This is a genomic window from Streptomyces sp. NPDC048270 (assembly GCF_040652335.1).
Taxonomy (GTDB): domain Bacteria; phylum Actinomycetota; class Actinomycetes; order Streptomycetales; family Streptomycetaceae; genus Streptomyces.
Genome location: NZ_JBEZLV010000020.1, coordinates 1 through 13,491, shown reverse-complemented (window position 1 = coordinate 13,491; position 13,491 = coordinate 1). Strand labels below are relative to the sequence as shown.

At 73.8% G+C, this 13,491-nt stretch carries 13 protein-coding genes; 8 read left to right on the top strand and 5 right to left on the bottom strand.

Annotation, left to right across the window (positions count from 1 at the left end; translation table 11 throughout):
- The first annotated feature begins 274 nt into the window (after window positions 1–274).
- On the top strand, window positions 275–1,033 hold the full coding sequence (locus AB0D66_RS19185) for a ferritin-like fold-containing protein (RefSeq protein ID WP_069921826.1): 759 nt from the start codon (window positions 275–277) through the stop codon (window positions 1,031–1,033).
- A 69-nt stretch (window positions 1,034–1,102) separates the two neighbouring features.
- On the opposite strand, the gene AB0D66_RS19180 is transcribed toward AB0D66_RS19185, so the two are convergent.
- From AB0D66_RS19180 to AB0D66_RS19165, 4 genes are all read right to left on the bottom strand, one after another.
- Entirely contained in the window at window positions 1,103–1,402 is a 300-nt protein-coding gene (locus tag AB0D66_RS19180; RefSeq protein ID WP_215149760.1) for a hypothetical protein, read from the bottom strand.
- Window positions 1,403–1,537: 135 nt separating this feature from the next.
- Window positions 1,538–1,765 carry a DUF3107 domain-containing protein gene (locus AB0D66_RS19175; protein ID WP_069921827.1) on the bottom strand — a complete coding sequence of 76 codons (228 nt, stop codon included), beginning with the start codon at window positions 1,763–1,765 and terminating at the stop codon, window positions 1,538–1,540.
- A gap of 149 nt (window positions 1,766–1,914) precedes the next feature.
- Window positions 1,915–2,577 (bottom strand): TetR/AcrR family transcriptional regulator, encoded by a 663-nt coding sequence (locus AB0D66_RS19170; RefSeq protein WP_362304416.1) that lies wholly within the window; start codon window positions 2,575–2,577, stop codon window positions 1,915–1,917.
- 126 nt (window positions 2,578–2,703) lie between these two features.
- Window positions 2,704–2,922, bottom strand: a complete 219-nt coding sequence (locus tag AB0D66_RS19165; protein ID WP_362304413.1) for a hypothetical protein — start codon at window positions 2,920–2,922, stop codon at window positions 2,704–2,706.
- A gap of 130 nt (window positions 2,923–3,052) precedes the next feature.
- On the opposite strand from AB0D66_RS19165, the gene AB0D66_RS19160 reads away from it, so the two are divergent.
- The 7 genes from AB0D66_RS19160 to moeZ all read left to right on the top strand — a co-directional run bounded on the left by AB0D66_RS19160 (window position 3,053) and on the right by moeZ (window position 11,361).
- The gene (locus AB0D66_RS19160) at window positions 3,053–4,021 is read left to right on the top strand and encodes an alpha/beta hydrolase (protein WP_362304410.1); all 969 of its coding nucleotides are present in this window, start codon (window positions 3,053–3,055) and stop codon (window positions 4,019–4,021) included.
- A gap of 5 nt (window positions 4,022–4,026) precedes the next feature.
- Window positions 4,027–5,463 carry a DUF3152 domain-containing protein gene (locus AB0D66_RS19155; protein WP_362304407.1) on the top strand — a complete coding sequence of 479 codons (1,437 nt, stop codon included), beginning with the start codon at window positions 4,027–4,029 and terminating at the stop codon, window positions 5,461–5,463.
- 194 nt (window positions 5,464–5,657) lie between these two features.
- Window positions 5,658–7,250, top strand: coding sequence for a GT4 family glycosyltransferase PelF (pelF, locus tag AB0D66_RS19150; protein WP_362304404.1), 1,593 nt, complete (start codon window positions 5,658–5,660; stop codon window positions 7,248–7,250).
- Window positions 7,251–7,516: 266 nt separating this feature from the next.
- A complete protein-coding gene (locus tag AB0D66_RS19145) occupies window positions 7,517–8,362 on the top strand; it encodes a hypothetical protein (RefSeq protein ID WP_362304401.1) in 846 nt (281 codons plus the stop codon).
- Entirely contained in the window at window positions 8,359–9,369 is a 1,011-nt protein-coding gene (locus AB0D66_RS19140; protein WP_362304399.1) for an NAD-dependent epimerase/dehydratase, read from the top strand. The genes AB0D66_RS19145 and AB0D66_RS19140 overlap by 4 nt, the downstream gene beginning before the upstream one ends.
- Window positions 9,357–10,118: a spherulation-specific family 4 protein gene (locus tag AB0D66_RS19135; RefSeq protein WP_362304396.1), complete on the top strand. Its 762-nt coding sequence runs from the start codon at window positions 9,357–9,359 to the stop codon at window positions 10,116–10,118. The genes AB0D66_RS19140 and AB0D66_RS19135 overlap by 13 nt, the downstream gene beginning before the upstream one ends.
- Window positions 10,119–10,182: 64 nt before the next feature.
- Complete coding sequence (gene moeZ / locus AB0D66_RS19130; protein WP_069921834.1) at window positions 10,183–11,361, top strand: adenylyltransferase/sulfurtransferase MoeZ; 1,179 nt, start codon at window positions 10,183–10,185, stop codon at window positions 11,359–11,361.
- A 68-nt stretch (window positions 11,362–11,429) separates the two neighbouring features.
- Here moeZ and AB0D66_RS19125 read toward each other — a convergent pair whose 3' ends face one another.
- Window positions 11,430–13,025: an alpha/beta hydrolase gene (locus tag AB0D66_RS19125; protein WP_362304393.1), complete on the bottom strand. Its 1,596-nt coding sequence runs from the start codon at window positions 13,023–13,025 to the stop codon at window positions 11,430–11,432.
- Between the last annotated feature and the right edge of the window lie 466 nt (window positions 13,026–13,491).

Sequence of the window (13,491 nt, the reverse complement as noted above, 5' to 3'; positions counted from 1 at the left end):
AGCGCTCTTGCCGCTGAGGGGGCCCCTCGTGCGGGGAGGTACGCGTCTGCGCACACACCACGCCACTGAGGGCGGTCGGTTTGGAGCCGATCGGGCCACCGACCGGGCATCCTCATTCAGATGGCCCGCCGACTATCCGGCAGGCGCATTACCACTGTACCCCGGAATCGCGCAGCTGTGTCGGGCGAATTCATCACCGCGGCACGTTTAGGCAGACCGGCAGTGACCAGGGATGGTGACTTGGGGCGCCTTTCGGCGGGCTATTGTGCGGAGCATGTCGACCGTAGAAAACGCCACGCCCGCCGACGACGGCACCCCCGCCGAAGCCGTGGGCATCGCCGCCCAGGACTGGGCGGCCGCCTCCGCCTCGCCGCAGTACCGGGCCGCCGTCGTGGACCTGCTCGGCGCGCTCGCGTACGGAGAGCTCGCGGCCTTCGAACGCCTCGCGGAGGACGCGAAGCTCGCGCCCACCCTCGACGACAAGGCCGAGCTCGCCGCCATGGCGTCCGCCGAGTTCCACCACTTCGAGCGGCTGCGCGACCGGCTCGCGGCGATCGACGCCGAGCCCACCGCCGCCATGGAGCCCTTCGCCAAGGGCGTGGACGACTTCCACCGCCAGACCGCGCCCTCGGACTGGCTGGAGGGCCTGGTCAAGGCCTACGTCGGCGACTCGATCGCCAGCGACTTCTACCGCGAGGTCGCCACCCACCTCGACTCCGACACCCGGGCCCTCGTGCTCGGCGTGCTCGACGACACCGGCCACGGCAACTTCGCCGTCGAGAAGGTCCGCGCCGCCATCGAGGCCGACCCGCGCTGCGGCGGCCGCCTCGCCCTGTGGGCCCGCCGGCTGATGGGCGAGGCCCTCTCGCAGGCCCAGCGCGTGGTCGCCGAGCGCGACGCGCTCTCGACCATGCTCGTCGGCGGCGTCGACGGGATGGCCGCCGGCTTCGACCTCGCCGCCGTCGGCGAGATGTTCACCCGGATCACCAAGGCGCACACCAAGCGGATGGCCGCCCTCGGCCTCGCGGCCTAGGCTCCGCCGCCGCGCGTACGTCGGCCCCGGCACGGACTCGTCCGTGCCGGGGCCGACGCATGTCAGGGGTCAGCCCCGGGTCGGCACCGAAAACGGAGTCCGGTGCGAGGGCCTGCGGGGCCCGGAGGCCGGACGGAGCAGCAAGGACAGCACCACCGCCGACACCAGCACGGCCCCGACGAAGGTCGCGGTCAGGGTGTTGTGCCCCGGGCCGAGCGCGAAGTGCGTCAGATAGGCCCCGAAGAGCGCCCCGAGCACCCCGCTGACCAGCACCACTCTCAGCGCGGGCAGTCGGCGGGCGAGCACTCGCGCGGCTGTCGCGGACAGGGCGAGGCCCAGCAGGGCGGAGCCGAGCACTTCCATCAGCAGCATGAAGTCCCTCCCACACATCAGGGCAATCGACGTCACTGCGGTCCTACCCGAAGCGGAAGACACGGAAACGGCCCGGTGGGATCAACCACCGGGCCGTTTCAGACAGTTCTCGGCACGTCAGGTGCCATCGCGTCAGAGCGCTCCGAAGCCGACCTTGCGCGTGCTCGGCTCGCCCAGGTCGACGTACGACAGGCGGTCGGACGGCACCAGGACCTTGCGGCCCTTGGTGTCGGTCAGGCTGAGCAGCGGCGCGGTGCCGGACAGCGCGGCGGCGACGATGCTCTCCAGCTCCTCGGCGCTCAGGTCGCTCTCCAGCACGATCTCCCGGGGTGCGTGCTGCACGCCGATCTTGACCTCCACGGCTTTGTCCCTCCGACGGTCCGGTTCGCGCGATCAGCCGCGCCGTACGCGGTCCACATTAGCCCGGAGAGGGGACGGGAACCGCGCGCAGCGGACACGCTCGCAGCGAACAGCGCCGGAGGCGACGGTGTGCGCGGCCGCCCCGCGGCTCAGGCCTCGGCGCCCTGGTCGCCCGCCTGCTCGCTGCCGTGCAGCGGGAATCCCGCGATACCGCGCCAGGCGAGCGAGGTCAGCAGGCCCACCGCGGTGTCCCGGGCGACCGGGCTCTCGCTGGACAGCCAGTAGCGGGCCACCACCTGCGAGACCCCGCCCAGGCCCACGGCCAGCAGCATCGACTCGTCCTTGGACAGGCCGGTGTCCTCGGCGATCACGTCGGAGATGGCCTCGGCGCACTGGAGCGAGACCCGGTCGACGCGCTCGCGCACCGCCGGCTCGTTCGTCAGGTCGGACTCGAAGACCAGCCGGAAGGCGCCGCCCTCGTCCTCCACGTACGCGAAGTAGGCGTCCATCGTCGCCGCCACGCGCAGCTTGTTGTCGGTCGTCGACGCGAGCGCCGTGCGCACCGCGAGCAGCAGGGCCTCGCAGTGCTGGTCCAGCAGCGCCAGATAGAGGTCGAGCTTGCCGGGGAAGTGCTGGTACAGCACCGGCTTGCTCACGCCGGCCCGCTCCGCGATGTCGTCCATGGCCGCGGCGTGGTAACCCTGCGCGACGAAGACCTCCTGAGCCGCGCCCAGCAGCTGGTTGCGCCGGGCCCGGCGCGGCAGTCGCGTGCCCCGCGGACGCGCTGCCTCGGTCTGCTCGATGGCTGTCACGCCGCCTCCCACTTTCTCTAAGAACACAGTGCGCTCTGCGCCGCGCCGCCATCGTACTTTTCGGTAACCGAATCTGGTGGGTTCAAGCCGAGTTTTCTCGCGGTACGGACCGGTCGGAGACGCTGGTCAGCGGTAGTCGTCGTCGTCCAGCGGCACCACCCTGGCCTGCTCCACGGCATCGCCGTCATTGGCCTCACCGCGATCCACCCCGGTGACCCGGTCGTCGTCCTGCGACGGCTCCACCTCGGTCAGCTGCTCCGCGAGGTCCGCCTCGGGCGCTTCGGGGTCGACGACTTCCGGAAACGGCTCCCGGAAGGTGTCCGGCTCCGCAGGGTCGACAGTCATACCGCTCCCCTCGCTTCCTTCTGCTCACTACGAGCCTAGGAGGCTTGCGGACAGCCCGCTATACGGATCGCCATGCCTCTGTGACCGCGAACACAAGGAGTCCGGCGTGATCGTCTCGTAACATTGCCGCATGTCTTCGACCGAGCTGCCGGGTGTACGGTCCACCGCCGAGCCCTCCGCCCCGGCGGGAGCGGTCCGGCTGGCCGACGGGGAGCAGCTGCGCACCGTCGCACTGCCCGGGCTGGAGCTGGCGGTCCGGATGCGGCCGCCCGTCCGCACCGACCTGCCGCCCGCCCTCTTCGTCCACGGACTCGGCGGCTCCTCCCAGAACTGGTCCGCCCTCATGGAGCAGCTGGCGGACACGGTCGACGGCGAGGCCGTCGACCTGCCCGGCTTCGGCTGGTCCCCGCCGCCCGGCGACCGCGACTACTCCGTGACGGCCTTCGCCCGCGCGGTCATCCGGTACCTCGACGCCGCCGGCCGCGGGCCGGTCCACCTCTTCGGCAACTCCCTCGGCGGCGCCGTCTCCACCCGCATCGCGGCCGTCCGGCCCGACCTGGTGCGCTCCCTCACGCTGGTCTCGCCCGCCCTGCCCGAACTGCGCGTGCAGAGGTCGGCCGTGCCGACCGCGCTGCTCGCCGTCCCGGGCATGGCCGCGCTGCTGGGCCGGATCGCCCAGGGCCTGACCGCCGAACAGCGCACCCGGGGGGTGACGGAGCTCTGCTACGGGGACCCCGCTCGGGTGACGCCGGAGGGCTTCCGCAACGCCGTCGAGGAGATGGAGCGGCGGATGGCCCTGCCGTACTTCTGGGAGTCCCTGACCCGCTCGTCCCGCGGCATCGTCGACGCCTACACCCTCGGCGGCCAGCACGGACTGTGGCGGCAGGCCCAGCGGGTACTCGCACCGGCCCTGCTGGTCTACGGTGGCAGGGACCAGCTGGTCTCGTACCGTATGGCGCACAAGGCGGCCGCTGCCTACCGGGGCTCGCGGCTGCTGTGTCTGCCGGAGGCCGGGCACGTGGCGATGATGGAGTACCCCGAGGTGGTGGCAGCCGCCTTCCGGGAGCTGCTCAAGGACACCGAAGACGGCAGAGGCTGAGGACCGTGGGACGACATAGTCGCAAGGCGCCCGCACCCGCCCCGGTGCCCGCACCCGCCCCGGCGCCGGCCGGCCGGCCGTACGAGCAGCCCTACGAGCAGTCGCACGGGCGGCCGCCGGTGTACGAGGAACGCGGCCGGCCCTGGCCCGAGACCACCGTCACCCACCAGGGATACGTGCCCGAGGAGCGGCCCGTCCCCGGCGGCCACCCCCAGCAGCACGAGCGCGGTGGCGCCTGGGGGGCCCGGGCCGACTCCGTCTACGGGGACTGGCACGGGGTCCCGCGGCCCCGGGCCGCGACGGCCCTGCTGGACACCGACACCCCGGCCTTCGGCACCCCCGCGGTCGGCTTCCCGCAGGTCACCCTGGCTCCGCCGGCCGAGGGGCCCGCCCCCGTCCGGGTGCCCGCCCCCTCGCGCGTGCCTGCTCCCTCGCGCGTCTCCGCCCCCTCGCGGGGCACCGCTCCCGGCCGCGGCCCCGCCGCCGATCCGGCCCGCGACCCCCTCACCTCCACCGGGTCGCACCGCCGCGTGCCCGCGCAGCGCGGGCCCGCCGACGCCCTGCCGGTGCCGGTGCCGGCGCCGGTGCCGGAGCAGCCCGGCTCCAGCCGCGGTGCGAAGGTCCGCACCTACACCGGCATGGCCGCCGCGGCCGTCACCACCGTCCTCGCCGTCGTCGTCGCGGGCCAGGTCGCCGCGGACGGCGACAGCGTCCAGCCCGGCACGCTCACCGCCACCGACGACAGCCGGGCCGACGGGGCGGCGTCCCGTTCCGACGGCCGCCCGACGCCGGACGCGGTCGCGCAGGCGCCCGCGCAGGCACCCGCGCCCGCGCCGGAGCTCACGTACGAGCAGAAGATGGCCCAGCAGCTGCCGATCGACGAGAAGCTGACCGGCTCCGGCGTCTTCGACACCGTGCCGGGCGTGGCCAAGGCCCCCGGCAAGGGCAAGCTCGTGCGCTACCGGGTCGACATCGAACAGGGCCTGGGCCTGGACCCGCAGCTGTTCGCCGAGGCCGTCCACCGCACCCTCAACGACGACCGCAGCTGGGGCCACGGCGGCACCAAGGCCTTCGAGCGGGTGCCGGGCGGCGAGAGCGACTTCGTCATCACCCTGGCCAGCCCCGGGACCACCGGGAAGTGGTGCGCCAAGTCCAACCTGGACACCACCGTCGACAACGTCTCCTGCGACTCCGCCGCCACCGAGCGCGTGATGATCAACGCGTTCCGCTGGGCCCAGGGCGCCGCCACGTTCGGGCCGGACCAGATGCTCGCCTACCGCCAGATGCTGATCAACCACGAGGTCGGACACCGCCTCGGACACGGCCACGTGAACTGCCGCACGCCCGGCGCACTCGCCCCGATCATGCAGCAGCAGACGAAGTCGCTCGATATCGACGGCATCCAGTGCAAGCCCAACCCGTGGGTTTTCCCCGGTAGTTGACCGCCCTTCGCGGCGGAATCCGCCGCGTAGCGCGCTCGAACGCGAACCGTACGGGAAAGTTACGACTCTTCACCCCTTCCGGTGGCGCGACGGACAACCGTCCGTCGCGCCTTCGGCATATCCGCTTGAGTTCTTCCGCGGCGGGTCGCCGGGCCTACGGCGACCGCCTGAACGGGAGATCGGGGGTGCCACTCGTGCGGATCGGACTGCTCACGGAAGGTGGTTATCCGTATGCCACGGGAGAGGCGAGGCTGTGGTGCGACCGGCTCGTGCGCGGGCTCCCGCAGCACGAGTTCGAGCTCTACGCACTGAGCCGCAGCGCCGAGCAGGAGCGCGCGAGGGTCCTGCTGCCCGAACACGTCACCCGGGTCCGGACCGCCCCCCTGTGGGCCCCGGCCGACGACGGGCGGACGTACTCCCGGCGCGAGCGCCGGCGGTTCGCCGACTGCTTCCGGGAACTGGTCCACGGGATCTGCGCCGGCGAGGCGCCCGCCTTCGCCGCCGGGCTCTACGGGCTCGCCGGACTCGCCCGCGAACAGGGCGGCCTGTACGCGGCGCTGCGCTCCGAGTCCGCGGTACGGGTCCTCGAGTCCGCCTGCCGGGCGCCCGGCGCCGGGCGGGCCGTGCAGGCGGCGCAGGTCCCGGACCTGCTGGAGTTCGTGGACGAACTGGAGCGGATGCTGCGGCCGTTGTCCCTCGACTGGTACGAGGAGAACGCCCGGCTCGGGAGCCTCGGCGCGGTCGACGTCTGCCACGCGGCGGCGGGCGGGGTCGCGGCGCTGCCCGGACTGCTGGCCAAACGCTTCTTCGGGGTCCCGCTGCTGGTCACCGAGTACGGGGTCCAGCTGCGGGCCCACTACCTCGAGCGGAGCCCCGAGGCCCGCCCGGCCCTACGGGCCCTGCTCGCGGCCTTCCACATCCGGCTGGCCGGCGAGATCTACGCCCGGGCCGACCTCCTGACCCCCGGCAACGCGCACGCCAGACGCTGGCAGGAGCGGTGCGGGGCCGCCCGGGACAAGCTGCGGACCGTCTACCCGGGGATGGAGGCGGACCGATTCGCCACCGTCGGGGAGTCCGCGGACCGCGGCGACCCCGACACCCTCGTCTGGGTCGGGCGGATAGAGCCCGCCAAGGACCTCATCGCCCTGCTGCACGCCTTCGCGGAGGTCCGCAAGGCCGCTCCCGAGGCGCGCCTGCGCATCTTCGCCACGGCCGCGGCCCCCGGCTACCTCGCCGACTGCCGGTCCCTGGCCGCCCAGCTCTTCCCCGACGAGGCGGCCGACGCCGTCACCGTGGGGGAGAATCCCGTCACCTTCGAGGAGATCGGCGGCCCCGACGCGCCGACCCCGGCCGAGGCGTACGGCGCCGGGCGGGTGGTCGTGCTGTCCTCCGTGATCGAGGGCTTCCCGGTCACCCTGGCCGAGGCGATGCTGAGCGGCCGCGCCACGGTCTCCACCGACGTCGGCGCGGTCTGCGAGGTCATCGGGGGCACCGGGCTCGTCGTCCCGCCGCGCAATCCGCGGGCGCTGGCCGATGCGTGCCTGGCGCTGCTGCGGGATCCCGAGCGGGCGCACCGGCTCGGCGCGGCCGCGCGGGCCAGGGCCCTGGAGCTGTTCACCGTCGAGCAGAACGTGGCCGCGTTCCGGGAGATCTACCTGAGGCTGCTCGCCGCCGGGTCGGCGCGGCCGGACGGGGAGGTCCCCTTCGCCCGGCCCGCCGAGGCGCGGGTGCCGGGCCACTGGACCAGCCCCACCTGGGCCGAACCCGCACCGGAGGCGACGGCATGACCACCATGGACCCGCCCGCCGGCCGGCTGCCGGCCGTCCGCGTGGCCGCCTGCGGCGGGGCTGCATCGGCTGGGCCTGAAGGGTCGGATGCGGATGCGGCGCCGTTGCCGGGGCTCCGCCCCGGACCCCGCGCCTCAAACGCCGGCGGGGCTGAACTTGCCGGGCCCCGTGCCTCGAGTGCCGGTGGGGGGACTTCGGCGCGGCGGGGTAAAGGGGATCCCGTCAAGGCGCTGTTGCACCGGCATCGGGAGTTGTGCGAGCGGGCCGTGGATGCGCTGGAGATCGCCGCCGGGCTGGAGGCCCACGGGATCACCGACCGCACCGCCCGGCGCTTCCGGCACCGGGACGTCTTCGCGCTCGCCGAGGAGCTGTACGCCCGCACCCCGCACGGGGAGGCGCCCGCCGCCGCACGCACCCGGGTGCCGGCCGGGCCCTCCGCGCTCCTGGGGCTCGGCTGCGCACTGCTCCCCGGGGCCCTCGCGTTCGGGGCGGCCGCCGCCGTGCCGGCGTGGGCCGGGCCCGTCGCCGTGGCCGTGACCGTCGCCGCGCTGGTGTGGCCCGGCCGGGCCGCCGGCGGGCGGTGGCCCTGGGCGGCGCACCTGCTCGCCGCGGCCGTCGCCGGCTGGGCCGCGCACCGGTACGGCACCGCCCTCGCGCTCGGCCTCGCCCTGGCCGCCGCCCCCGGACACCTGCTCGCCGCGGCCTTCGCGGCCCGGGCCAGGGCCCGGCTCGCCGGGAGCCGCGCCCTGGAGGAGTTCGCGGACCGGGTCCGGCCGCTGCTCCTCGCCGCCGTCGCGGTGTTCGCCGCGGCCGCCGCCGGAGCCGCCGCGCTCGCCGGAGCCCCGCTCACCGCGGCGGTACCGCTCGCCCTGCTGCTGTTCCTGACCAGGCTGCTGCTCCGGCACGGAGCCCACCGCGGGCCCGTCGCCGCGGCCCTGGCGCTCGCCCTCGTACCCGTCCCGGCCGCGGCCTCCGCCGCGGCCGCGGGACTCCTCGTACACGCGGTCCTCGCACTGTCCCGCGCATCCGCCCATGCGCGGCCCCGTCCACCCACCCGCAAGGAGAAACAGAAGATGACCGGCCAGCCAACCAACCAAGGGGCCACGCGATGAGGGTGCTGCTGATCGGAGCCAACGGATACCTCGGCCGCTACGTCGCCGACCGCCTGCTCGCCGACCCCGCCGTCCAGCTCACCGCGCTCGGCCGCGGCGACGACGCCGACGTCCGGTTCGACCTCGCCACCGGCAGCCCCGGCGCGCTGACCCGCTTCCTCGACGCCGTCCACCCCGGCGTCGTGATCAACTGCGCCGGCGCCACCCGCGGCGGAGCCCGCGAGCTCACCCGGCACAACACGGTGGCCGTCGCCACCATCTGCGAATCGCTGCGCCGCAGCGGCTGCGGGGCCCGCCTCGTCCAGCTCGGCTGCGCCGCCGAGTACGGGCCCAGCCAGCCCGGCTCCTCCACGGCCGAGGACGCCGTGCCGAGACCCGGCGGGCCGTACGGGGTCAGCAAACTGGCCGCCACCGAGCTGGTCCTCGGCTCCGGCCTGGACGCCGTCGTGCTCCGGGTGTTCTCGCCCGTCGGCCCCGGCACCCCCGCCGGCTCCCCCCTCGGCCGGCTCGCCGAGGCGATGCGGCGCGCCATGCAGTCCGGGGACGGGGAGCTCAAGCTCAGCGGGCTCGGCGTGCAGCGCGACTTCGTCGACGTACGGGACGTGGCCCGGGCCGTGCACGCCGCCTCGCTCTCGGCGGCCCAGGGCGTGGTGAACATCGGCACCGGCCGTGCGGTGCGGCTGCGCGACGCGGCCGCCGTCCTGGCCCGGGTCGCCGGGTACGGCGGCGCCCTGCACGAGCTGGACCTCCCGCACGGCGGGCCCCAGCAGCACGCCCACCCCGGCCGGCCGGCCGGCCTCGCCGCCATCGGGGCCCCCCGCTCCGAGGCGACCGCCGAGCAGCTCGCCGCGGCCGCCGCCCCCCAGCCGTACCCGTACCCCGACGGCTGCGGGGCCTGGCAGCAGGCCGATGTCCGCACCGCCCGCGACCGGCTCGGCTGGCGGCCGCGGATCAACCTGGAGGAGTCCCTCGCGGACATCTGGATGGAGGCGGCGTGCCGCATCTGACCACGCCGCCGGGGGCGGCCGAGGCCACCACCGGGGCCGGCCGCCTCGGTCTGGGCATCCCCGGTTACGCGCACCCGCTGCTCGCCCCCGTGGAATGGGCCGAGCTGACCCGCCCCGGAACCCCGCTGCACTGGGCGGTGCTCAACGTCACGGACGGCCCGGGCGGGCGGCCCGACCCGCACTGCACCGAGGCGGCCGCGAGGCTCCGCGGCGCGGCCGGCACCGGTCCCCGCCTCCTCGGCCATCTCGCGATGCGCGAGGGGGAGCGCTCCTTCGGGGAGCTGGTCTCCGACGCCCACCGCTTCCGCGACTGGTACGGGGTGGGCGGCTTCTACCTCGCCGGGGCCCCCGCCGGCAAGGCCGAACTCGCCCCGGTGCGCCGGGTCGCGGACACCCTGCGCGGCCTCGGGGACGACGTGCGGATCGTGCTCGGGCACGGCACGCACCCGTACGAGGGCTACCTGGAGGCCGCCGACCAGCTGGTCACCTTCTCCGGGGCGTGGGCCGACTACCGCTGGTCGCAGGTGGCCGAGTGGACCGCCGACCATCCGCCGGAGCGCTTCTGCCACCTCGTCCACGGGGTACCGCGCACCCACCTGGAGGAGGCCATGCGGATCGCGCGCTGGCAGGGCGCGGGCACCATCTGGTTCACCGACCGGCGCGGCGCGGCCGACCGCGACCCCTGGGCGTCCATGCCCGGGTACTGGGACGAAATCGTCTCGCGGATCGGGACGGGTGTCTTGGAATGAAGACGGGCGTGGCAGTGTTACGGGAAGAACCACCGTTGAGAACGTCACCATCTACGGAGTCCCCGTGTCGCTGCCACCCCTGGTCGAGCCAGCTGCTGAGCTCACCGTTGACGAGGTTCGTCGGTACTCCCGCCACCTGATCATCCCGGATGTGGGGATGGACGGCCAGAAGCGCCTGAAGAACGCCAAGGTGCTGGCCGTGGGCGCGGGCGGCCTCGGCTCGCCCGCCCTCATGTACCTGGCCGCGGCCGGCGTCGGCACGCTGGGCATCGTGGAGTTCGACGAGGTCGACGAGTCGAACCTGCAGCGCCAGATCATCCACAGCCAGGCGGACATCGGCCGTTCCAAGGCCGCGTCGGCCCGCGACAGCGTGCTGGGCATCAACCCGTACGTGAACGTGGTCCTGCACGAAGAGCGGCTCGAAGCCGAGAACGTGATGGAGATCTTCAGCCAGTACGACCTCATCGTCGACGGCACGGACAACTTCGCCACGCGCTACCTGGTCAACGACGCCTGCGTGCTGCTGAACAAGCCGTACGTATGGGGCTCGATCTACCGCTTCGACGGCCAGGCCTCGGTCTTCTGGTCCGAGCACGGCCCGTGCTACCGCTGCCTCTACCCGGAGCCCCCGCCGCCGGGCATGGTCCCGAGCTGCGCCGAGGGCGGCGTGCTGGGCGTGCTCTGCGCGTCCATCGGGTCCATCCAGGTCAACGAGGCGATCAAGCTCCTCGCGGGCATCGGCGAGCCGCTGGTCGGCCGTCTGATGATCTACGACGCCCTGGAGATGCAGTACCGCCAGGTCAAGGTCCGCAAGGACCCCGACTGCGCGGTCTGCGGCGAGAACCCGACCGTCACCGAGCTGATCGACTACGAGGCCTTCTGCGGCGTCGTGTCGGAGGAGGCCCAGGAGGCGGCCGCCGGCTCGACGATCACTCCCAAGCAGCTCAAAGAGTGGATCGACGACGGCGAGAACATCGAGATCATCGACGTCCGCGAGATCAACGAGTACGAGATCGTCTCGATCCCCGGCGCGAAGCTGATCCCCAAGGGCGAGTTCCTGATGGGCACCGCCCTCCAGGACCTCCCGCAGGACAAGCGCATCGTCTTGCACTGCAAGACGGGTGTCCGCAGTGCGGAAGTCCTGGCGGTCCTGAAGGCCGCGGGCTTCGCGGACGCGGTCCACGTCGGCGGCGGCGTCATCGGCTGGGTCCACCAGATCGAGCCGGACAAGCCGATCTACTAGCAGTAGCCGAAGGGGCCGTACTCCGCGGGGAGTACGGCCCCTTCGTCGTGCCGTGCCCGGCGCGCGGGTCAGACGGGGGACCCGGTCGGGGGCGCCGTCGGGCTCCCGGTCGGGTCCGCCTTCGCGGTGCAGACGGTTCCGGCGGCGGGCTTCTTCCCCTCGATCAGATAGGCGTTCACGGCGTCCTGCACGCAGGTGTCGCCGCTGTTGTACGCGCCGTGCCCCTCGCCCTTGTAGGTGAGCTCCACACCGACGCCGGGGCCGAGCCGCTCGACCATGCGGCGGGCGCCCTCGTACGGGGTGGCCGGGTCGCCGGTGTTGCCGATCACCAGGATCGGGGCGGATCCGGGGGCGGAGACGTCCGGGGTCTCCCAGGCGCCCGCGACCGGCCAGTCGGTGCAGCCCATCATCGCCCAGCCGAGGAAGTCGCCGAAGACCGGCGAGGCCGCACGGAAGGCCGGCAGCTTGGCCTTGGTCTGCGCCAGGGTGTACCGGTCCTTCGCGTCGGCGCAGTTGATGGCGGTGTTCGCGGCGCCGATGTTGCTGTAGCGGCCTTCCTGGTCGCGGCCGTTGAGGGCGTCGGACAGGGCGAGCAGCAGCTGGCCCTGGCCGCCGTCGGCCTCGTCGAGGCCCTGCTCCAGCAGCGGCCACAGCTCCTTGGAGTACAGGGCCTGGGCGATGCCGTTGGTCGCCTGGCCCTCGGTGAGCTGCCGGTCGCCGATGCCCGCGATGGGCTTGGCGGCCAGGTCTTTCTGGAGCTTGATGATGTTGGCCTCGATCTCCTTGGCGGTGCTGCCCTGGAGCTTGCACTCGTCGCCGCGGTCCACGCAGTCCTGGGCGAAGTTGCCGAGGGCGAGCTGGAAGCCCTTCGCCTGGCCGAGCGCGCCCTCCTCGGAGGTCTTGGTCGGGTCCACGACGGCGTCGAACACGGCCCGTCCCACGTTCTTCGGGAAGAGGTGGGCGTAGACCCCGCCGAGCTCGGTGCCGTAGGAGATGCCGAAGTAGTTCAGCTTCTCGTCGCCGAGGGCCTGGCGGATGCGGTCCAGGTCGCGGGCGGCGTTGGAGGTGCCGACGTGGGGGAGGAGCTTGTCGGAGTTCTGCTCGCAGGCCTCCCGGTAGGTCCGGATGTTGTCGACGAAGCCCTGCTCCTCCTGCGGGGTGTCGGGCGTGGAGTCCTGGGCGTAGTACGTGTCCAGCTGCTTGTCGTCCTCGCAGCGGACGGGGGCGCTGCGGCCGACCCCGCGGGGGTCGAAGCTGACCAGGTCGTACCGGGCGCGCAGGGCCTCGTACTCCTTCGCGGCGCCGGGCAGGGTGGTGATGCCGGAGCCGCCGGGGCCGCCGAAGTTGAAGACGAGGGAGCCGAGGCGGTTCTTCTGGTCGCGGGCCTTGGCGCGGATCAGGGCGATCGGGAGGGTCTCGCCCTCGGGCTTCGCGTAGTCGAGGGGCACGTCGAGGGTGGCGCACTGCCAGTCCTTGGGCGGGGCCTGGCCGCCGCCCTCCAGGGGGCTGGGGGCCGGGCACTCGCCCCACTTGAGGGGCTTGGCCTCCTTGGCGCCGTCGGCCTGCCCCTTCTTTCCTTCGCCGTCGTCGGAGCAGCCGGCGGAGGCGAGCAGTGCGGCGGCCAATGCGGTGGCGGCGGTGACCCGCCAGACGTTTCTCGGCATGTCCCCATCCTCGGTGCCGGTCGGCTGCGCCGCCCCCGCGCTGACCCAAACGTGGCTCGGCCGCCGCCTGCCCACCCGGCTGCGCCGAAGCCAGTCCCTCCACCCCCTCCGGCTGAGCCGGGCGGCTGAACTCGGCTTCGCCGTCTCGTCTGGCTGCGCGGCGACCAAACCGGGCTTCGCTGTCTCGTCTGGCTGCGCGGCGACCAAACCGGGCTTCGCTGTCTCGTCTGGCTGCGCGGCGACCAACCGGGCTTCGCTGTCTCCTCTGGCTGCGCGGCGACCAACCGGGCTTCGCTGTCTCCTCTGGCTGCGCCGTGAGCAAACCTGGCCTCGCCCGCCCCCTCCGGCTGCGCCAGGACCAACCCAGCCCCTCCGGCGTTTGAGGAGCGGGGTCTGGGGCGGAGCCCCAGGAAACCCGGCTCCGCCGGGAACGCGGGGGCGCCGCGCGCGCCGCCCGCGCCCCCGC